General features: G+C 46.1%; 12 protein-coding genes. 8 read left to right on the top strand and 4 right to left on the bottom strand.

The window, feature by feature from the left end; genetic code table 11:
- The first annotated feature begins 238 nt into the window (after nt 1-238).
- Complete coding sequence (gene arcA, locus M4S28_RS03665; protein WP_004741534.1) at nt 239-955, top strand: two-component system response regulator ArcA; 717 nt, start codon at nt 239-241, stop codon at nt 953-955.
- A 204-nt stretch (nt 956-1,159) separates the two neighbouring features.
- On the opposite strand, the gene M4S28_RS03660 is transcribed toward arcA, so the two are convergent.
- The 4 genes from M4S28_RS03660 to mnmL all read right to left on the bottom strand — a co-directional run bounded on the left by M4S28_RS03660 (nt 1,160) and on the right by mnmL (nt 6,964).
- Nucleotides 1,160-1,603, bottom strand: coding sequence for a hypothetical protein (locus M4S28_RS03660; protein ID WP_004734990.1), 444 nt, complete (start codon nt 1,601-1,603; stop codon nt 1,160-1,162).
- A 7-nt stretch (nt 1,604-1,610) separates the two neighbouring features.
- Nucleotides 1,611-4,016 carry an aerobic respiration two-component sensor histidine kinase ArcB gene (arcB, locus tag M4S28_RS03655; protein ID WP_249632327.1) on the bottom strand — a complete coding sequence of 802 codons (2,406 nt, stop codon included), beginning with the start codon at nt 4,014-4,016 and terminating at the stop codon, nt 1,611-1,613.
- Between the two features lie 151 nt (nt 4,017-4,167).
- Complete coding sequence (locus M4S28_RS03650) at nt 4,168-5,919, bottom strand: sensor domain-containing diguanylate cyclase (protein WP_017077703.1); 1,752 nt, start codon at nt 5,917-5,919, stop codon at nt 4,168-4,170.
- A 91-nt stretch (nt 5,920-6,010) separates the two neighbouring features.
- Nucleotides 6,011-6,964, bottom strand: a complete 954-nt coding sequence (mnmL, locus tag M4S28_RS03645; RefSeq protein WP_249632326.1) for a tRNA modification radical SAM protein MnmL/YtqA — start codon at nt 6,962-6,964, stop codon at nt 6,011-6,013.
- A gap of 530 nt (nt 6,965-7,494) precedes the next feature.
- Here mnmL and gltB (M4S28_RS03640) point away from each other — a divergent pair.
- The 7 genes from gltB (M4S28_RS03640) (at nt 7,495) to M4S28_RS03610 (ending at nt 22,223) form a co-directional block, all read left to right on the top strand.
- Entirely contained in the window at nt 7,495-12,042 is a 4,548-nt protein-coding gene (gene gltB, locus M4S28_RS03640) for a glutamate synthase large subunit (RefSeq protein ID WP_004734986.1), read from the top strand.
- Nucleotides 12,042-13,511: a glutamate synthase subunit beta gene (locus M4S28_RS03635; RefSeq protein WP_004734985.1), complete on the top strand. Its 1,470-nt coding sequence runs from the start codon at nt 12,042-12,044 to the stop codon at nt 13,509-13,511. The genes gltB (M4S28_RS03640) and M4S28_RS03635 overlap by 1 nt, the downstream gene beginning before the upstream one ends.
- Before the next feature lie 430 nt (nt 13,512-13,941).
- A complete protein-coding gene (gene gltB, locus M4S28_RS03630; RefSeq protein ID WP_249632325.1) occupies nt 13,942-18,405 on the top strand; it encodes a glutamate synthase large subunit in 4,464 nt (1,487 codons plus the stop codon).
- Nucleotides 18,406-18,421: 16 nt separating this feature from the next.
- The gene (locus M4S28_RS03625; protein ID WP_249632324.1) at nt 18,422-19,834 is read left to right on the top strand and encodes a glutamate synthase small subunit GltD family protein; all 1,413 of its coding nucleotides are present in this window, start codon (nt 18,422-18,424) and stop codon (nt 19,832-19,834) included.
- 173 nt (nt 19,835-20,007) lie between these two features.
- Complete coding sequence (locus tag M4S28_RS03620; protein WP_065207238.1) at nt 20,008-20,436, top strand: DUF1499 domain-containing protein; 429 nt, start codon at nt 20,008-20,010, stop codon at nt 20,434-20,436.
- A 127-nt stretch (nt 20,437-20,563) separates the two neighbouring features.
- Complete coding sequence (gene mtnN, locus M4S28_RS03615; RefSeq protein ID WP_017090520.1) at nt 20,564-21,259, top strand: 5'-methylthioadenosine/S-adenosylhomocysteine nucleosidase; 696 nt, start codon at nt 20,564-20,566, stop codon at nt 21,257-21,259.
- A gap of 10 nt (nt 21,260-21,269) precedes the next feature.
- Nucleotides 21,270-22,223, top strand: a complete 954-nt coding sequence (locus M4S28_RS03610) for a cobalamin biosynthesis family protein (protein ID WP_102494924.1) — start codon at nt 21,270-21,272, stop codon at nt 22,221-22,223.

Here is a 22,223-nt window from a genome sequence, read left to right as displayed (position 1 = left end):
TCTCGCGTTGTTAGCATGCTGTTAACATTATAGAATCCACTGCAATCACTAACAGAATGATTGAAAGGCGTACTGGATCTACGTTATTGGGCAATACTTCAAGGAAGGCAGATAGCTGGAAGTAAGTGTTTTTTTGAAAACTTTAAGTTATCATCAAAAATACATTACCTGTATGTTATGTTTTTGCCTAGAATTTATTCTATTAGCACAGTTTCGTCACAAATTTAGGTACCGCCAAATGCAAACCCCGCAGATTCTTATCGTTGAAGATGAGCAAGTAACTCGTAACACTCTAAAGAGTATTTTTGAAGCAGAGGGATATGCTGTTTTTGAGGCTAGCGACGGTGAAGAGATGCACCAAGTGCTATCTGACAACCAAGTTAACCTTGTAATTATGGACATCAACCTTCCTGGTAAGAATGGCCTACTACTTGCGCGTGAACTACGTGAGCAAGCAAATGTAGCGCTTATGTTCTTAACGGGTCGTGATAATGAAGTTGATAAGATCCTTGGCCTAGAGATCGGCGCTGATGACTACATCACTAAGCCTTTCAACCCTCGTGAACTGACTATCCGTGCACGCAACCTTCTGAACCGTTCAATGAGCACAAGCTCTGTTCAAGAAGAAAAGCGTAGCGTTGAGAAGTACGAGTTCAATGGTTGGGTACTAGACATCAACAGTCGTTCTCTGGTTAGCCCAGATGGCGAAGGCTACAAGCTACCTCGTTCAGAGTTCCGCGCTCTACTTCACTTCTGTGAGAACCCAGGTAAGATCCAAACACGTGCAGACCTTCTTAAGAAGATGACTGGCCGTGAGCTTAAGCCACACGATCGTACTGTAGACGTAACAATCCGTCGTATTCGTAAACACTTTGAGTCTGTTTCTGGTACGCCAGAAATCATCGCAACGATTCACGGTGAAGGCTACCGCTTTTGTGGTGACCTAGAAGACTAATTCGATTCGCGCTTCGGGCCGTTTAGTTCTTGTCATCGGTTAGCTGTTCTAAACCGATAGCACTTCTAAACCGTTAGTACTTATAAACTGATAGTACTTATAAACCAATAGTACTCCTAACAGTCGAAGCGTAATCAATAGTGATTAAAAAGGGAGAATGCCAACGCATTCTCCCTTTTTTATTGTTCATTGATCGCTAAGGTTTTAGTAAACCGTATCAACCTTAACGTCTTTCTCAACCAGCCACTTCACGGTTTCGCCGTCTTTGAGTTCAATCGCAACATCAACAGGCTTATCACTGTCGATCTCTAGCTGCCATACAAAAGCGACTTCCCACTGAGTTTCACTGTGTGTTCTTAAATCAAGATCGTCAGCTGTTACCAACAAGGTATCCGCCCCCTGTTTAACCGTCACACTCTCAACCGCAAGCGTTGCTGGTAGTTGTGAGTCAGACTCTAGGTAGATAGAACCGTGCAGAGTCTTATCTTGAGCCTCTCCAATCGTAGGCATCTTGTTGTGCCACAGGTTGCTTTTCATTGTGACTGTCGCTGCAGATATTTCTACTTGGTTATCTTGCTGCCATTCTACTTGTGGTGCAGAACAACCCGCTAATGCCACGACACATGCGGCGAATGCTAATTTTTTCATTATTCTTCTACCTTTGATTTAACCAACTCTTTAAGACTTCAATGTCATTCTGGTATTCGTTATTTATTTCATCAACCCAATCTGAAATGTTCTCCCACCACGCAGGTATATCTGGAGATTGAGCTTTCTGAGCAACTTGCTGTATGCGCTTCAGGCCAATTGAACCTGCCGCACCTTTAATCTTATGCGCTTCAGAAACGATGCTGTCTTGATCTTTCGCCACCATGTTGGAATTCAATATTTCCATATATTCCGGCATCATATCTTCAAACATCACGATGCTGTCCAAAACCGGTTTCGACCCGACAATGTCAACATAAGACTCTAGCATATCAATATCAAGCAAAGTGGTATCAATCGTTGAAAGAGCAGGCTTACTCGCTGTTACTTTCTCAGCACCGGTTACTTTCTCAATACCGGTTACTTTTTCAACATTCTTTGCTGTATCAATACCCTTGGCTTTCTCAATAGCCTCTGGCGCATCCTCGATAAGATCGCTGATGACATCCTGGATTGCACGAACCGACAGTGGTTTACTGATCGCTTCGTCCATGCCTTTCTGGAAGTACTCTTGCTTGTTGTTTAATACGTTCGCGGTTAATGCCACCAAAGGCGGCAGTTTGCTATATTTCTCGCGGTAGTATTGAGCAATATCGAAGCCCGTCATATCTGGTAACTGGATATCCAGTAATACCAAGTCATAATCTTTCGGGTTGAAAACGATTTGCGCCTCTTTACCCGTCATTACGACTGTCACTTCATGACCAAGGCTTTCAAGTAGAGAGCGAGCTACTGTGATATTAAGCTCAATATCTTCGACCATGAAGATCTTAAGATTGGACTGCTTTCTTGGCGTTTTGATCAGAGCCTGAGTATCGTGATTAACAGGCACTCGAATCGAAACCGTAAAGGTACTACCAAAGCCCTCTTCACTGGTGACTTCAATGTGACCATCCATCATATTGATCAACTGTTGAGACACGGCAAGACCAATACCAGTACCGACAGCGTGTAGATTATCTGTTCCCGACTTCACCTGGTAGTACATCGCGAAGATCTTCTCGATTTCACTTTCAGGAATACCAATCCCGGTGTCTTCTACTTCCATGGTGATGTTGGCAAAGTCGCCATCAATTTCAGCGCTGACTGTCATCACCACACCACCATCTTTGGTGAACTTCATGGCATTACTAACAAGGTTCCACAACACCTGTCTAAGACGAGTACCATCCACTTCGACCGCAGCAGGAAGATCCGATAACCTTTCAAGATCAAACCTTAACCCTTTTTGCTCTGCCATTAACGCAGAAATACTCTCGATTTCGACAACGAAATCTTCAAAGTTGAGCGGAGTTGGGAATAACTCAAGTTTACGACGATCAAATTTGTCCATATCGATAATATCGTTAAAGATATTACCCAATGTCACCGCGCTCACCTTGATGGTTTGCATCTGCTTGCGCTGCTCGGTTGTCAGTTGGCTATCCAACAACATACGACTCAAGCCGATGATGCCATTGAGCGGCGTTCTTAACTCATGGCTAATGGTTGAGATAAAGGTGGTCTTATCACGACTAGCTTTCTCCAGTGACTCTTGATGCTCTTTACGCTCAGTAATATCACGGCCAAAACCGACCAAGCCCAAGTGACGACCTTCTTTACTGTAGAAAGGCACCTTACGCAGTTCGAAGTAGCTCTTACGACCATCAGGATATTCCAACCATTGGTCATAAGTCAGTGCTTGGTTGTCAGCAAACACCTTCTTATCGGTTTCAACAACTTGTTGAGCGATCTCTTTGCTATAAACATCCCAAGGCGTTAAGCCAACGAGATCTTTTTCTGTCTTGCCAGTAAGCTCTTCAACTGCACGGTTACAACCAGAGAACACACCATCTTCATTGCGATAGTAAATAAGATCAGGAGAGGCATCGATAAACGAGCGTAGCAATGCCGTACGCTCTGCGAGTTCAAGCTGAGTTCGTTCACGCTGGAACACCTCATTTTCGAGATCATGCATTGCCTCTGCGCGCGCTTCTTCCGCTTTTTCACGCTCTTCAATTTCTTGATTAAGCTTCTCGATATTGAGTTGCAGTTTATTGTTGAGCTCTTGATCTCGCTCTCGCATGTCACCAAGCTTAGAGACCAATTTCGCCAACCTTTGACGAGACTCTTCCAGCTGGTCTACGACCACTGATAGGAAATAAACCGCCCAAGGCGTGATCACTAAACCGAAGAAAACCGAACGGACAATGTCGATATCATCAACATTACCTTTGAGTGCGAGGGTTATACCCACTTGCACAACAACTGCGAGGGCTACAAGCGCTAAGGCGAGTAAGATAGAAAAGCGGACAATCCCCAGTTTTACGAGTAGATCCACGTAATACTGAGCGAGATTTTTCATGGGTTTCATTTAACGCTCCATGCGATAAGACTAGCAATATTCTACCCTGTTTAAAGAGAGGAGGTAAGCTAGCTACATCACACGCAGCAAGAGAGCTACAGTTATATTGTTTAAAACAGATAAGTGGGATAAATAGAGGGGTAGCAAGAGATAAATGCGCTTATCGAATTGAGGAAGGATGCACCATCGAACGGTTTCGACCGTCGGATTTAGCTTGATACAACGCACTGTCAGCCAAGGCAACCGCCGAATCCATTTCATCATCAGGTGTCGGAATGTAAGAGATAATACCAATACTCACCGTGATGAATTCAGAGACATTCGATTTCTCATGCGCCAGTTCCAATTTAAGGATCCCATCATGGATACGCTGTGCCACCAGCTGAGCACCCTCAGCCGTGGTATTCGGTAGAATAAAGCCGAACTCTTCACCACCGTAACGAGCCACACAATCCGATGAACGGTTCAGCACCTGCTTAAATGCCTGAGAGACTTGGATCAGAGCATCATCACCTTGTTGATGTCCGTAAAAATCGTTGTAACCTTTAAAGAAATCGATGTCACACAGCATAATCGTCAGTGGTAATTTCTCACGCACATGATAATGCCACAGCGTCGAAAGCTGTTCATCAAAGCGACGGCGGTTGGAAACCTGAGTCAGGCTGTCCATGAAGCTCAAACGTTCAAGCTCAAGGTTGGCTTCTTCAAGTTTCTGCTCCGCAAGGTAACGTTCTGTAATATCACGCGCCATGATCAACACACCATTAGTGCTTGATGCCAGATCCCTAAACGGTGATTTCACCACATCATACCAAGTGTATTCGCCATCACTAGAGACGACCTTATCGATATAGCGTAATGACTTACCTTGATGAAGCACTTGGTGATCGGTGTCTGAAATACGCATATACATACTATTAGGCACCACATCTTGCAGGCGCTTACCGACTAAATCACTCACTTCAGAGATACCCAGCGCAGCCACAAATGGCTTATTACATGCTTGGTAAACCATATTTTCGTTGAAGATACCAATCGAGTCAGGGCTCGCTTCCAAGATGTTTTGGAGGATGGTATCACGTTGGGCAAGCGCGACTTCAGTATCTTTTCGCTTTTCCATTTCGCCGCGCAGCTTTTGCTGCATGTCGTGCCAATCGGTCACATCATGGCTAATTGAGAGCGTACCTATGGTTGATCCATCTTGCGAGAGCAAGACACTTTGGTAAGTTTCAAGCAAACAACCCTTACCGTCTTGATCCGTTGTCCACGAACGTTCACTGACTCGACCTTTTAAAGCCCCGCCAGAAACACTCAAAGTGCCCTCTTCTGAGCGACCATGCCAAAACTTTTTAAACGAGCGATTACTCGTCACCAACTCGCCCTTTTGATCTTTTACATAGATCAGCTCAGATAAAGAATCCAAAGCGGTACGCGCGACATTAAGCTCACGAACTTCTTGGGACACCTCTTCATCTGTATTTTTATACGGTGATGCGTGAATCATCCACGCTTTCTTGCTTCTAAAACGGATCCTGCGGCCAACCAAATTGATCTTAAAGGACTCAAATTCAGACAGCGCCCACAGGGAGACCTGCTCAAATGATCGAGAGTTAATGTGATTGGTTAAGTAATGACGAAAGCTATTCTCGCTTTCAACGGTAGGGAATCGAAAGTTAACGCCAATTTGGCGAATACCAAGCAGCTGCATAGCTTGGCGATTGGCATATAAGATCTCTCCACTTCGAACATCAACAAAGTAGAGTGGCGATGGAGTAGCGAGTAGAAGTTTTTCAAGATGCGACTGATAACGTGAATAAAGATGCCAGCAGATGAGAGCAATCAGCAATACAACAACGATATAAATACCGTAGCCATACGCCCTGTCCCACAACCAAGTCATTACCAGTTCCATTTACTCTCAATCTATACCATAAAATCTGTGAGGGAAATGTTACCACTATTTGTTGGTTTTATCTGCTGTTACCGACAGTCACCATTTTCTATCAATTGACCGCGTTTAAAACGGGCAGTGTGTACTCGAATGCAGAGCCAGTTTTGATGCCTTGTGCGCCAGTTCGATCAAGCGAACGGCCAATCTCAGTCATCGCCAACCAACGGTTCTCACACCACAAAGGAGAGAGTAACGTTGGGCGTCTCGCCGCAGAAGATACTCGGTGATAAACCACGTTTGCTGGAGTCCGTTGAATCACCTCAGTCGCGATATCAATGTACTCCTCAAGGCTTGGTGCTTCTAGCTTTCCGGCCTTCCACGCCTTAGCCATGGTACTGCCCTCTACTATATGGAGCCCGTGCAGCTTAATACCGTCGGTGCCAACGGCTAATACCTTATCTAAAGTTTCAAGGTTATCCGCTTTGGTTTCTTTGGGCAGGCCCACAATAAGGTGAGTACATATCTTGATCCCCAAAGCACGAGCGCGCCGAGTGATCGTTTCATACACCGCGAAATCGTGGCCACGGTTAATTCGCTTGAGGGTTTTATCATTAGCCGTTTGTAGCCCGAGCTCTAGCCAAATCTCATAGCCTTGTTTCACGTAACCCGACAGCAGCTCCAATACAGAATCAGGCACGCAATCGGGCCTTGTACCAACGCAAAGGCCAACAATATTGGCACCCGGAGCTTTAAGGGCTTCTTCGTACATATTCTTGAGCACCTGCACTTCAGCATAAGTGCTGGTGTATGCCTGAAAATAAGCAAGATACTTCTTAGCACGAGCAACCTCACCCGCGCGGTCTTTTAATTGATCGGCAATACTTTGAATCTGAGTTTGTTCGTCGGAAAAAGACGCCACATTGCAAAAAGTGCAACCACCGCGACCAATTGTGCCGTCTCGATTTGGGCAGCTAAAACCACCATGAAGTGTCAGCTTGTGAACCTTTTCGCCATAACGACGTTGAAGGTCTTGGCCGATAGTATTAACCAACTCGTGTAATTGCATATTTTCAAAGTGCTCAAGTAAATAAAAATGAATCTCAGTCTTTTTCTGAAAAAAAATTACATCCCTGCAAAATTCGACCAATTAGTTTACGCAAGGCTTTTTGCGAGCAACCTATCAAATATCAATAAACATGCAAAAAATCGGCTCTATTTGCCTAATGTTGCACATTTGTTAGACATTAAATTCAAAATAAAACGAAAAAAATGGTCTACATGGACCAACTTTCATTGCAATTCGCCTAGACAAAATTGTAGGATACTTACACATATTGGCTATTTTTGAGTATTTACTTACATCTAAAACTTGCCAATAAGTCGGTGATACCCATATCCCACCTATATAAACCACTAGTTTGTGGCTAAAAATAAACGGATATCACTAAGGATTGTTTTTCTCGCAATACTTTTCCTGCGAGATACGGAAAGGATTCAAACCGCCAGCATAGGCAGGTTTAGACCCATAAATATAAAAGGACAAGGCTAACTTAATACAAATAAGTTGCGCCTAGATTTAACTGGAAGGATGTATCTATGGTAGATCAAGAGCAGAACTCACAGGGTCTGTATACTCCTGAATTGGAGCATGACGCTTGTGGTATCGGTTTTGTTGCGCATCTAAAGAATCGCAAATCTCATGATGTAGTAACTCAAGCACTCGATATGCTTGCACGTATGGAACACCGTGGCGGCCAAGGCTGCGATCCGTGTTCTGGTGATGGTGCAGGTATCCTGCTACAGAAGCCGCACGAATTCTTACTAGAAGAAGCCGTAAAGCTTGGAATTAAACTGCCATCTTTTGAAAAATATGGTGTTGGTGTTGTACTTTTCCCTAAAGATGAATACAAACGTGCACAGTGTCGTGACATTCTAGAACGCAATGCACAACGCCTTGAGTTAGAAGTTATCGGCTACCGTGAACTTCCAACTGACAATTCAATGATTGGTGCTGACCCATTAAGCACTGAACCTCAATTTGAACACGTATTTATTTCTGGCGGCCCTGGTATCACACCAGAAGAGCTTGAGCGTAAACTGTATGTTCTACGTAACTACACGGTTCGTGTATGCCTAGAAAGCGTTTCAAATATCGGTGATGACTTCTACATCAACTCAATGTCTTACAAGACATTGGTGTACAAAGGTCAGCTAACAACTGAACAAGTTCCTCAGTACTTCCTAGATCTGCAAAACCCAACCATGGTGACAGCTCTAGCACTTGTACACTCTCGCTTTTCTACCAATACATTCCCTCGTTGGCGTCTAGCTCAGCCTTTCCGTTACATCGCGCATAATGGCGAAATCAATACGGTTCGCGGCAACCTGAACTGGATGAAAGCACGTGAAGCAATCCTAGAATCGGATCTGTTTACACAAGCTGAAATCGACATGCTGCTTCCTATCTGTCAAGAAGGTAGCTCAGACTCATCAAACTTCGATATGGCGCTTGAGCTACTTGTTCTTTCAGGTCGTACTCTGCCACATGCGTTGATGATGATGATCCCGGAAGCATGGCAAGAAAACAAAAACATGGATCCAACTCGTCGTGCGTTCTACCAGTACCACGCGAACGTAATGGAACCATGGGATGGCCCAGCGTCAGTATGTTTCACCGATGGTGTTCAAGTTGGTGCAACTCTTGACCGTAATGGTCTGCGTCCTTCTCGCTACACAGTAACTAAAGACGACTTCCTAGTGATGGCGTCTGAGTCTGGTGTTGTTGAGATCGCACCTGAAAACGTTGAATACCGTGGTCGTCTACAACCTGGTCGTATCTTCGTTGCTGACCTTGAGCAAGGTCGCATCATTTCTGATGAAGAAGTGAAAGACGGTATCGCTAAATCGCAACCCTACGAAAAATGGGTTGAAGAGAACCTTCTGAGCTTGAAAAAGCTACCCGATGCGAGCAACGAATTTAACCAACCTTCTCCAGAGAAACTGCTTCATAAACAACAATCGTTTGGTGTGAGCTCTGAAGAAGTAAACGAAATCATTCTCCCTCTTGCAAAAACAGGCTACGAGCCACTTTCTGCAATGGGTGCTGACTGGCCGCTAGCGATTCTTTCTCATCAATCGCAGCACCTTTCAAACTACTTTAAGCAGTTGTTTGCACAAGTAACTAACCCGCCGATCGACCCGATTCGTGAGCGTATGGTTATGTCTCTGAACACTTACCTAGGTAAAGATCAGAACTTACTTGCTGAAACACCTGAACACTGTCAAAAAGTAGAACTTGAGTCTCCTGTTCTTTCTAACTCAGAGTTAGAAAAACTGCGTGCAATCGATAACGAGCACCTTCAATCGAAGACGCTGGATATCGTATTCCAAGCAAACGGAGACCAAGGTAAGTTAGAGCGCGCACTTAAACGTATCTGCCAATATGCAGAAGATGCGGTTATTGATGGCTACTCTATCATCCTACTAACTGACCGTGCGGTTAACTCTAACCATGCCGCTATTCCAGCAATGCTGGCGGTTGGCGCGGTTCACCACCACCTAATCCGTAAAGGTTTACGTGCTAAGTGTGACATCGTTGTTGAAACGGGCGATGCTCGTGAGACACACCACTTTGCAACCTTAATTGGTTACGGTGCAAACGCAGTTAACCCATACCTAGTTATCGAAACGATTGTTGAACTGCAACGTACTAAGAAGCTAGATCCAAACGTTCATCCACGTGAGTTATTCGATAACTACCGTAAGGGTGTTAACGGCGGTCTATTGAAGATCTTCTCGAAGATGGGTATCTCTACGCTGCAGTCTTACCACGGCGCTCAAATCTTTGAAGCACTTGGTGTTAGCAAATCAGTGGTTGAAAAATACTTCACTGGTACAGTTTCTCGTATCCAAGGTCTAACGATCGACGATATCGCACGAGAAGTATTAGTTCGTCACCGTGTTGGTTACCCAGCTCGTGAAATCCCAGCTCAAGTTCTTGATGTTGGCGGTGTTTACCAGTGGAAACAACGTGGTGAGAAGCACTTATTCAACCCAGAAACCATTTCTCTACTTCAAGAATCGACGCGTAACAAAGATTACGGTCAATTCAAGAAGTACGCGAACGCCGTTGATGCTCAAGGCGACAACGCAGCAACACTACGTAGCCAACTTGATTTCATCAAGAACCCAGCAGGCTCTATTCCTCTAGCTGAAGTAGAACCTATTGAGAAAATCCTTAAGCGTTTCGCAACAGGCGCAATGAGCTTCGGTTCAATCTCGCATGAGGCTCATTCAACACTGGCTGTCGCGATGAACCGCATTGGCGCGAAATCAAACTCAGGCGAGGGTGGTGAAGATCCAGCACGTTTCGAGCGTAAAGAAAATGGCGACTGGGAACGTTCAGCAATCAAACAGGTGGCTTCTGGTCGCTTTGGTGTAACGTCTTACTACCTATCTAACGCTGATGAGCTGCAAATCAAGATGGCTCAAGGTGCGAAACCTGGCGAAGGTGGTCAACTACCTGGTGATAAGGTTGATGACTGGATAGGCGCAACGCGTCACTCGACTCCGGGCGTAGGTCTTATCTCTCCACCGCCACACCACGATATCTACTCAATCGAAGATTTGGCTCAGCTGATCTACGATCTGAAAAACGCGAACCGTAACGGCCGTGTCAACGTGAAGCTAGTATCAGAAGCAGGCGTAGGTACGATTGCATCTGGTGTAGCGAAAGCGAAAGCTGACGTGGTACTTATCGCAGGTTTTGATGGTGGTACGGGTGCATCTCCGATGTCTTCTATCCGTCACACCGGTCTGCCTTGGGAACTGGGTCTAGCGGAAACGCACCAAACACTACTGAAAAACGGCCTACGTAACCGTATCGTTGTTCAGTCTGATGGTCAGATGAAAACACCACGTGACCTTGCAGTCGCAACCTTACTTGGCGCTGAAGAATGGGGCGTAGCAACAGCTGCTCTAGTTGTTGAAGGCTGTATCATGATGCGTAAGTGTCACAAGAATACATGTCCTGTTGGTATCGCAACACAGAACAAAACTCTTCGTGAGCGTTTCGACGGCCGCGTAGAAGACGTAGTCACTTTCTTCCAATACATGGCTGAAGGTCTACGTGAAGTAATGGCTGAACTTGGCTTCCGCTCTATTGATGAGATGGTTGGTCAATCGCACAAACTTAAAGTTCGTGATGACATCGGTCACTGGAAGTACAAGAACCTAGATCTAACACCGGTACTGCACATTGAGCAGGCTCGTGCAGAAGATGGTATCTACAACCAGACAACACAGAATCATAATCTTGAAGACGTTCTAGACCGTAAGTTGATTCAGGCTGCAATCCCAGCGCTTGAGAAAGGTGAAGCGGTTACCGCTCAGTTCCCTATCATCAACACGGACCGTTCAGCAGGCACGATGCTGTCGAACGAAATCTCGAAGGTTTACAAAGACCAAGGTTTACCACAGCCAATGAACGTTAAGTTCCACGGTAGTGCTGGTCAATCTTTCGGTGCGTTCCTTGCGAAAGGCGTTAAGTTCGAAGTAGAAGGCGACGCGAACGATTACTGGGGTAAAGGTCTGTCTGGCGGTACGTTGGTACTGTACCCAGATGCAAGATCTACTATCGTTGCTGAAGATAACATCGTGGTGGGTAACGTATGTTTCTACGGTGCAACCTCTGGTGAATCTTTTATTCGCGGTATGGCTGGCGAACGTTTCTGTGTTCGTAACTCTGGTGCGAAGGTTGTTGTTGAGGGTGTTGGTGACCACGGTTGTGAATACATGACTGGCGGTGCGGCAATTATCCTTGGTTCAACGGGTCGTAACTTTGCTGCAGGTATGAGTGGCGGTGTCGCTTATGTTTGGGATAAAGCAGGTGACTTCGAGACTAAGCTCAACGCAGAACTTGTAGACCTAGATCCAATTGAACAAGAAGATAAAGATCTTCTACTAGATATGCTAACTAAGCATGTTGAATTCACAGGAAGTGAAGTTGCTCAGTCTTTCCTAGACAACTTTGAAGCAAGTGTTGCATCGCTAGTTAAAGTAATGCCACGCGACTACAAAGCGGTTCTTCAAAAGCGTAAAGCTGAAGCACAACAGGCACAAACGGAAGAAGTGGAGGCAGTATAATGGGTAAGCCTACTGGATTTTTAGAACACGGTCGTGAGCTTCCAAAGAAGCTCGACCCATCAGTTCGAATTGAAGACAACAAAGAGTTCGTACTTAACGAAGAGTTTGGTGAAAAGATCAATACTCAAGCATCTCGTTGTATGGACTGTGGCGTACCTTTCTGTCACAACGGCTGTCCGATTGGTAACATCATCCCAGAATTCAATGACGCGGTTTATCGCGACAGCTGGGAAGAGGCTTGGAACATTCTTAGCTCTACCAATAACTTCCCAGAGTTTACAGGTCGTGTTTGTCCTGCTCCTTGTGAAAGTGCCTGTGTTCTTGGCATCAACCAAGACCCAATCACTATCTGTAATATCGAGAAAACGATTGTAGAAACTGCGTACCGTGAAGGGTACGCAAAGCCTAAAACACCACGCTCTCGCACAGGTAAAACTGTCGCAGTTATCGGTTCAGGCCCTGCAGGCTTAGCCGCAGCTGAGCAACTAAACAGTGCTGGTCACTCGGTAACGGTATTTGAACGTGACGAGAAAGTGGGTGGTCTACTTCGCTTCGGTATCCCAGATTTCAAACTGGGCATGGACGTGATTGATCGTAAGATCAACCTAATGGCTGAAGCTGGCGTTGAATTTAAAGTTAACCAACACATCGGTGTTGATGTTAATGCTCAACAGTTACGCCAAGAGTTTGATGTGGTACTGCTAACGGGTGGTTCTACGGTTCCACGCGACTTACCAATCCCAGGTCGTGAGCTTAAAGGCGTTCATTTTGCCATGGAATTCCTTGGTCAAAATAATCGCCGTGCCAACGACTTAGATCTTAAGACAGAAGAGCTTCACGCTAAAGATAAGCACATTGTGGTTATCGGTGGTGGTGATACGGGCTCTGACTGTGTAGGCACATCAAACCGTCATAAAGCAGCAAGCATTACTCAAGTTGAGATCATGCCGATCCCACCAGAGAAACGCCCTGCAAATATGCCTTGGCCTCAATACCCAATGATCATGAAAACCACCACTTCTCACGAAGAAGGTTGTGAACGTCATTGGAACATCTTAACCAAAGAGTTCATTAGCGACGATCAAGGTCAAGTAACGGGTCTACGTATCGCTGACATCGTTTGGCAAGACGCAAAACCAGGCGAACGTCCAGGTTTTGATGAAGTAGCGAACTCTGAACGTGTTATTCCATGTGACATGGCATTCCTTGCAATGGGCTTCTTACACCCAGAGCCTACAGGCGTGCTTGCTCAACTAGACATTAAACTGGACGAGCGCGGTAACGTCGCTTCTGAAGGTTTTGCGACGAACCAGAAAGGCGTTTTCGCTGCTGGTGATATGCGTACTGGTCAGTCTCTGGTTGTACGTTGTATTAATGAAGGTCGTGAATGTGCAATTGCCATTGATGACTTCTTAATGGGTAACTCAAACTTAGAAGCGAAAGCTGATTCACTCATGCTTTCCGCATAATATTTCTCGGGCTAACGTCGATGACGTTAGCCTAGAGGAAAAGCAACACCCTTCCTAACTTTTATGTTTGGCTAGCACTCGATGCTAGCCTTTTTTCTATCTGCCTTACGGCTCCTAGGACATTCCCTTCGTTACACATGTTAAATTCCATTAACATCTACCTTTTATATCCCTTTGATATCATTCTACTATTTTAGATTATTACGTGGTTAATCGCGTTTACGCATGATAATTAACCATGAACTTGACCTTAAACACAATTAGCTATACGTTGTAAAGCTGGTGAAAATAAAACCAATCGGTTTTGTTAACACAACCAATAACGTTTTAACTAGCTAAAGACAAACTATAAGCTTATAAAAAATAACAAGTATATGAATAGTTAGTCATTTACTGTCTGGATGACAGAGAAGCAAAAGGGAGAATTGCAATGGCTCTATATGATCCTAGTCTTGAAAAAGACAACTGTGGATTTGGTTTAATAGCGCAAATGGAAGGCCAACCGAGTCATAAGTTGGTACGAACTGCTATTTCAGCCCTCGATCGCATGACACACCGTGGTGGTATTGCTGCGGATGGTAAAACAGGAGATGGCTGTGGCTTATTGCTACAGAAGCCAGACTCTTATCTCAGAATTATTGCAGAAGAGAATAACTTCAAGCTCGGCAAGCAATACGCTGTCGGCATGATTTTCTTCAGCCAAGACCCAATCAAAGCGCAATCCGCGCAAGACATCGTCAATAAAGAGCTAGCTCAAGAAACTTTAACCGTTGCAGGTTGGCGTGTCGTGCCGACCAACACCGACGTATTAGGTCCAATCGCCAAAGATTCTGTTCCCAATATTCAGCAAGTGTTTATCTCGGCACCCGCGGGGTGGCGTGAACGCGATATTGAACGACGCCTTTATATCGCTCGTCGTCGAATTGAAAAACAGATCACCGAAGACAAAGATTTCTATATTTGTAGCCTTTCGACACAAGTCATGGTTTACAAAGGCCTGTGTATGCCGGCCGATCTTCCGCGATTTTACCTCGATCTTGCTGACTTACGTATGGAATCGGCGATATGCCTGTTCCACCAGCGCTTCTCAACCAATACTCAGCCGCGTTGGCCACTGGCTCAGCCATTCCGCTATTTGGCGCACAATGGTGAGATCAATACCATCGAAGGTAACCGTCAGTGGGCTAAAGCTCGTGCCTATAAATTCTCTTCACCACTGCTGCCCGATTTACAAACGGCCGCACCCTTTGTGAATGAGACAGGCTCAGATTCATCAAGCCTAGATAACATGCTCGACCTGTTCCTTGCCGGTGGTATGGATGTATTCCGAGCGATGCGTATGCTCGTGCCGCCCGCTTGGCAAAACCACCCAGACATGGATCCCGATCTGCGTGCATTCTACGACTTCAACTCCAAGCACATGGAACCGTGGGATGGCCCTGCAGGTATCGTCCTTTCTGACGGTCGTTACGCTGCGTGTAACCTAGATAGAAACGGCTTACGCCCTGCGCGTTATGTGATTACCAAAGACAACCTGATCACGCTGGCATCTGAAGTGGGCATCTGGAATTACGCGCCAGACGAGGTGGCAGAGAAAGGGCGTGTCGGCCCGGGTGAACTACTCGTCATAGATACGCGCCGCGGTAAACTGTGGCAATCTAACGAGATCGATAATGACCTTAAAGGTCGCCATCCCTATAAAGAGTGGATGGAAAAGAACGTTCACAAACTCACACCGTTTTCCGATCTGCCCGATGAGCAAGTCGGTAAGCGCAGCTTTGACGATGACACGCTCAAGACCTACCAAAAACAGTTTGCGATGAGCAACGAAGAGTCGGACCAAGTACTGCGTGTGCTTGGTGATATGGGACAAGAGGCCGTAGGCTCGATGGGCGATGATACGCCGATGGCTGTGCTCTCTTCGAAAGAACGTCTCGTCACTGACTATTTCCGTCAAATGTTTGCACAGGTCACCAACCCACCGATTGATCCACTGCGTGAAAAGCATGTTATGTCTTTAGCCACCAGTATCGGCCAAGAGATGAACGTGTTCTGCGAAACAGACGGTCACGCCTACCGTGTGACATTTAATTCGCCAGTTCTGGTCTACTCTGACATGCAGCAACTTCTGCAGTTAAATCAAAAACACTATAGCCACGCGATTCTTAGCATGCACTATGATCCTGCTGATAAAGATCTCGAACAAGCCATTAATGACTTGTGTGATCGTGCGGTGCAAGAGGTCCGTGATGGTGCTGTTTTGATTGTTCTTTCAGACAAGCACTTAGAGAAAGGCAAGCTCCCTGTTCCAGCAGCGATGGCTGTAGGTGCAGTGCAAACCAGACTTGCTGACAACAACCTACGTTGTGATGCCAACATCGTGGTTGAGACAGCAACCGCACGTGACCCGCACCAATTTGCAGTTCTGCTTGGCTTCGGTGCAACCGCAGTTTATCCCTATCTCGCTTATGAAGCATTGGGCAAAATGTTGGACGATGGTTCTTTAAATAAAGACTATCGCACTGCATTGCAAAATTACCAAAACGGCATCAACAAAGGTCTGTATAAGATCATGTCGAAGATGGGTATCTCGACGATTGCTTCTTATCGCTGCTCGCAGTTATTTGAGGCGGTCGGTTTGCATACCGATGTCGTTGACTTGTGTTTCCGAGGCGTAACGACTCGTATCCAAGGCGCTAGCTTTAGCGACTTCCAGCAAGATATCTATAACCTATCTCGTAAAGCATGGACTAAACGTAAACCACTGGAACATGGTGGCTTGCTCAAATACGTACATGGCGGCGAATACCACGCCTACAACCCAGACGTAGTCAGTACCTTACAAACCGCCGTAAAGACAGGCGAAACATCAGATTATCAATCTTTTGCGAAGCAAGTTAATGCTCGTCCTGCTGCCATGTTGCGTGACTTAATGAGCCTTAAAAAAGCAGCTCAACCTCTAGCATTAGAAAAAGTCGAACCGAGCAGTGATCTCTTTAAACGCTTCGACTCTGCAGCGATGTCGATTGGTGCCTTAAGCCCTGAAGCTCATGAAGCACTGGCCATGGCGATGAACCGATTAGGAGGCTACTCCAACTCTGGTGAAGGTGGTGAAGATCCACGACGCTTTGGTACTGATCGTAATTCTCGCATCAAGCAGATAGCTTCCGGTCGCTTTGGTGTGACGCCACATTACTTAACCAATGCGGATGTTCTGCAAATCAAAGTTGCACAAGGTGCGAAGCCGGGCGAAGGTGGCCAACTGCCAGGACATAAAGTCACCGCAGAAATCGCCAAACTGAGATACTCAGTTCAAGGGGTAACACTGATCTCCCCTCCTCCGCACCACGATATTTATTCTATCGAGGATCTGGCGCAACTGATTTTCGATCTAAAACAAGTGAACCCGAAAGCCTTGGTTTCAGTGAAGTTAGTATCTGAACCGGGTGTGGGCACCATTGCTACTGGTGTGGCGAAAGCCTATGCCGACCTGATTACGATTTCTGGCTACGACGGTGGTACCGCGGCAAGTCCATTGACCTCGGTAAAATACGCAGGTTGCCCTTGGGAGCTTGGCTTAGCGGAAACTCAACAAGCATTGGTAGCCAATGGCCTACGCCATAAGATCCGCTTGCAAGTCGATGGTGGTTTAAAAACCGGACTCGATGTTATCAAGGGCGCGATTTTAGGTGCAGAGAGTTTTGGTTTTGGTACTGCGCCAATGGTCGCGATGGGTTGTAAGTTCTTACGAATTTGTCACCTAAACAACTGTGCAACGGGTGTGGCGACTCAAGATGAAACACTACGCCGTGAATACTTCAAAGGCCTGCCTGACATGGTAGTGAACTACTTTACCGGCCTAGCCGACGAAGTTCGCCAGTACCTTGCAGAACTTGGCGTAGAGAAACTTACTGATCTGATTGGTCGTACTGACTTGCTTGAAGCCGTTCAAGGCCTCACTGCGAAACAGAGCAAGCTCGATCTCTCTTCGATATTGGAAGCTCCAGTATCTGCGGAAGGTCACCCACTGTTTTGGACAGAGCCAAACGCACCGTTTGATAAGGCTCAACTCAACCAACAGATCCTTGATGACGCCATTGATGCGATTGAGAAACGTCAATCCACCAGCCTTTACTACAACGTAATCAACACCGATCGCTCGATTGGCGCTCGTATCTCTGGCGAAATAGCGAAACGCTACGGTAACCAAGGCATGGCGGGCTCACCAATCAAGTTGTATCTCGATGGCACAGCAGGCCAATCCTTTGCAGTTTGGAACGCGGGTGGCGTCGAGCTATATCTGACAGGCGATGCCAATGACTATGTCGGCAAAGGCATGGCGGGCGGTAAGGTGGTTATCAAACCTCACCAAGGCACTGCATTTGTTTGTAACGAAGCGACCATCATCGGTAACACTTGTTTGTATGGTGCGACCGGAGGCAAGCTATTTGCAGCAGGTACTGCAGGCGAACGATTTGGCGTACGTAACTCAGGCACCGTTGCCGTGATTGAAGGTGCAGGTGACAATGCCTGTGAATACATGACCGGTGGTATTGTTGCCATTCTTGGCGCAACCGGAGTGAACTTCGGCGCCGGTATGACAGGTGGGTTTGCTTATGTGATGGATAAGAATGAAGACTTCCAAGGCCGTGTAAACAACGAGTCGGTCGAAGCACTTTCTTTGTCTGACCTATTTATCCACCAAGAACACCTGCGCGGCTTGATTGCGGAGCACTTAGAAGAGACTGGCTCAGTACACGCTGAAGCTATTCTGGCGAACTTTGATGAATGGATTCCAAAGTTCTACCTAGTGAAGCCGAAGACGGCGGATCTCAACACCTTGCTCGGTCACCAAAGCCGCAGCTCTGCTGAACTTCGTGTTCAAGCGCAATAATTGGAAGGAGCCAATCATGAGCCAGAATGTATACCAATTTATTGATGTGAATCGCGTAGACCCAGCGAAGAAACCAATCAAGATACGTAAGATTGAGTTTGTAGAGATCTACGAACCTTTCACGAAGCAACAAGCTAAGGCACAAGCCGACCGCTGTTTAGACTGTGGTAACCCCTACTGTGAATGGAAATGCCCAGTCCATAACTACATCCCTCAATGGCTCAAACTTGCCAATGAGGGGCGTATTATCGAAGCAGCTGAACTGTCCCACCAAACCAACAGCTTGCCTGAGGTTTGCGGCCGAGTTTGTCCTCAAGATCGTCTATGTGAAGGCTCTTGTACCCTCAACGACGATTTCGGCGCAGTAACCATCGGCAACATTGAAAAATACATCAATGACAAAGCGTTTGAGATGGGCTGGAAACCAGACATGTCTCACGTTGAATGGACCGACAAAAAGGTCGCAATCATAGGCGCAGGCCCCGCTGGTCTTGCTGCAGCTGATATCTTAGTTCGAAATGGTGTGAAGGCCGTAGTATTTGACCGCTATCCGGAGATCGGTGGCCTGCTAACGTTTGGTATCCCATCGTTCAAACTCGAGAAAGGCATCATGGAAAACCGTCGCCGTATCTTTAGTGGTATGGGCGTCGAGTTTAAGATGAATACCGAAGTCGGTAAAGACGTTCAGCTTCAACAACTTGTTGATGATTATGATGCCGTTTTCTTAGGGGTCGGTACCTATAAAAACATGCGAGCAGGGTTAGACAACGAAGAAGCGCCGGGCGTTTATGATGCCCTACCCTTCCTTGTTTCCAATACTTACAAGGTCATGGAACTGGATAACCCAACGCCATTCATCGACATGAAGGGCAAAAAAGTGGTTGTGCTTGGTGGTGGTGATACCGCGATGGACTGTGTACGAACGTCTATTCGTCAGCATGCTGCTAACGTCATCTGTGCTTATCGCCGAGATGAAGCCAACATGCCAGGCTCTCGCCGTGAGGTGAAGAATGCAAAAGAAGAAGGCGTGAAGTTCATGTTCAACCTTCAGCCATTAGCATTGGAAACCGATTCATCTGGTCATGTTACTGGCGTCAAAGTGGTGAAAACGGCGCTAGGTGAACCCGATGACGCAGGTCGCCGTCGTCCGGAACCCGTAGAAGGCAGTGAGCATGTTCTTGAAGCAGACGCCGTTATCATGGCATTTGGTTTCCAACCTCATGCAATGGAGTGGCTAGAACCATTTGGTGTAGAGATCGATCAATGGGGTCGCATCAAGGCTTCCGGTAAACAAGAATTTCAATACCAAACCACCAACAGTAAGATCTTTGCAGGTGGTGATGCGGTTCGAGGATCTGACTTAGTGGTGACCGCTATCGATGAAGGCCGTAAAGCAGCGGAAGGAATATTGGATTACCTAGAAGTGTGACTAATCTAAGGTTTCCTTTATTACTCAGGCCGTTACTATAAAAAAAGGGATCCAATGATGGATCCTTTTTTGAATTAGATACGTTTATCACAAGCATATCGAAAAATACGTAAAACAATCGCAAACAAGCCAATACCTATAACTACAATTAAAACAACGCCCTAGGAAACACTATGAAAAAAGCCGCTCTCCTTTCTCTATCTCTTTTGACCTTAACCGCTTGTAGCCAAGGAATCACGGACATGAAAGACAGAACTTCATCACCTTGTGGAGACAAACCAAACTGCGTATCAACTCAAGATGACCGTGAACAGCATACATTGGCCGCGTTTGAGTTATCAGATTCAGCAAACTTAGATGCGATTGAGCAGGTTGCGCTAACCTTACCGGGATCGAAAACCGCGAGTAAAACAGAAGATTACCTGCGCGTTGAATGTACTTCTCGCATCATGCGCTTTGTCGATGACTTAGAACTTAAGATCACTGATGGCAAACTGATCGTGCGTTCAGAGTCTCGTACTGGTCACTCTGATTTTGGCGTAAACCGAAAGCGTGCTGAACAACTTCGCGCTAGCTTAAAAAGCGAAGGCCTGATCAAATAGATAAAAGAATACGCAGATAAATCGCTGCTATTCGGATGAGAAGTGCCTCTGGGCAGTCGCTCGACACTTCTTATCCATGCTACAATTTCGCTCTACTGTTTAAATATTATTTATTAAGAGACTACACATGAAAATCGGCATCATTGGCGCAATGGAGCAAGAAGTTGCGATCCTAAAGGCAGCAATTTCAGACATTACTGAAGTTAATAAAGGCGGTTGTACCTTTTTCTCTGGTCAGATAAATGGTGTTGACGTTGTTTTGCTTCAATCAGGCATTGGTAAAGTGGCCGCTGCAGTGGGTACTTCAATCCTACTAAGCGAATACCAACCAGACGTAGTACTGAACACGGGCTCTGCTGGCGGTTTTGATTCAACACTGAACCTTGGCGATGTGGTTATCTCAACTGAAGTTCGTCACCACGATGCAGATGTTACAGCTTTCGGTTACGAAATCGGTCAAATGGCAGGTCAACCTGCAGCGTTCAAAGCGGACGACAAACTGATGGCTGTTGCTGAACAAGCACTAGCGCAAATGGAAGATAAGCACGCCGTTCGCGGTCTTATCTGTACTGGCGACGCATTTGTTTGCACAGCAGAACGCCAAGAGTTCATCCGCAAGCACTTCCCATCTGTCGTTGCTGTAGAGATGGAAGCATCTGCTATCGCTCAAGCTTGCCACCAATTCCAAGTACCATTCGTGGTTGTTCGTGCAATATCTGACGTTGCAGACAAAGAATCACCAATGAGCTTCGAAGAGTTCCTGCCACTAGCAGCTCAAAGCTCTTCAGAAATGGTTATCAAGATGGTTGCCCTACTAAAGTAAGCGACTAGACATGCAAACACTGTTTGATCAGGTATTTGCAAATGGCGTGCTCCTTGTAATGTGGGGAGCACTGCTTTTTCATTTGATTTTACCTATCCCCCATGCCGCACACCCTACGACCTTATGGCATAAGTTTGCTGAGCTTTTAGCAAGCAAGGTTAATAACAACCAAAACTATTCCCAAAGCTTAATCTCGGGCACATTAGCCTGGGGCGTAATGGTACTGCCGACTCTGATAATTCTATTGGCACTGCAACCATTGGTTTGGCAATCTCAACTGTTTGAATTAGCGCTGTTATTACTGGCGATTGATTGGCGCAATAATGAAAAGCTAGCAAATCAGCTGATCAAAGCGCTTGGTCGAGAAGATAAAGCTGCCGCTCGTCAGTTACTGGCTCCGGTTGTAAATCGTCAAACTGAATCACTGTCATCACTTGGGCTTGGCAAAGCCGCTGCTGAAACCATCATCATGGGTTACGCTCGCAATGTGGTATGCGTTTTATTCTGGTACGCCATTGGTGGTGGAATTGCGGCTTTAATGTATCGCCTTGTAGTCGAGTTAGCTCGAGCTTGGTCGCCAAGTCGCAAGCAATTTTCTCCGTTCGGCTCAACGGCTATCAAGATAGTCGCTATCCTCGAATTCATACCGATGCGTTTGTTTGCTTTGATGATCGTATGTGGTGATAAAGCAATGCACACATTTAAGATGATGCTTGCCCAAAGCCGTTCTTGGCCACTGCCTGGGCCTGCTTGGTTGATCACGGCCGTTGGCAACAAGCTGGAATTATCATTGGGTGGCCCTGCTATTTACAACAACACCAAAGCCATTCGCGCAAAATTGGGTGGAAGAATCGCCCCATCAGCTCTGCATCTATCTCAGGTTCAGAAGCTGCTGTTTGGTCGTATTGCTATCTGGATATTTTTACAAAGCCTAATCTTACTATTTGTTCACCAAGGGATTTAG

The organism is Vibrio sp. J383 (assembly GCF_023503985.1).
Lineage (GTDB): Bacteria > Pseudomonadota > Gammaproteobacteria > Enterobacterales > Vibrionaceae > Vibrio > Vibrio splendidus.
The sequence above is the reverse complement of the archived record's forward strand: the minus strand, read 5'-3'. Positions and strand labels throughout refer to the sequence as shown.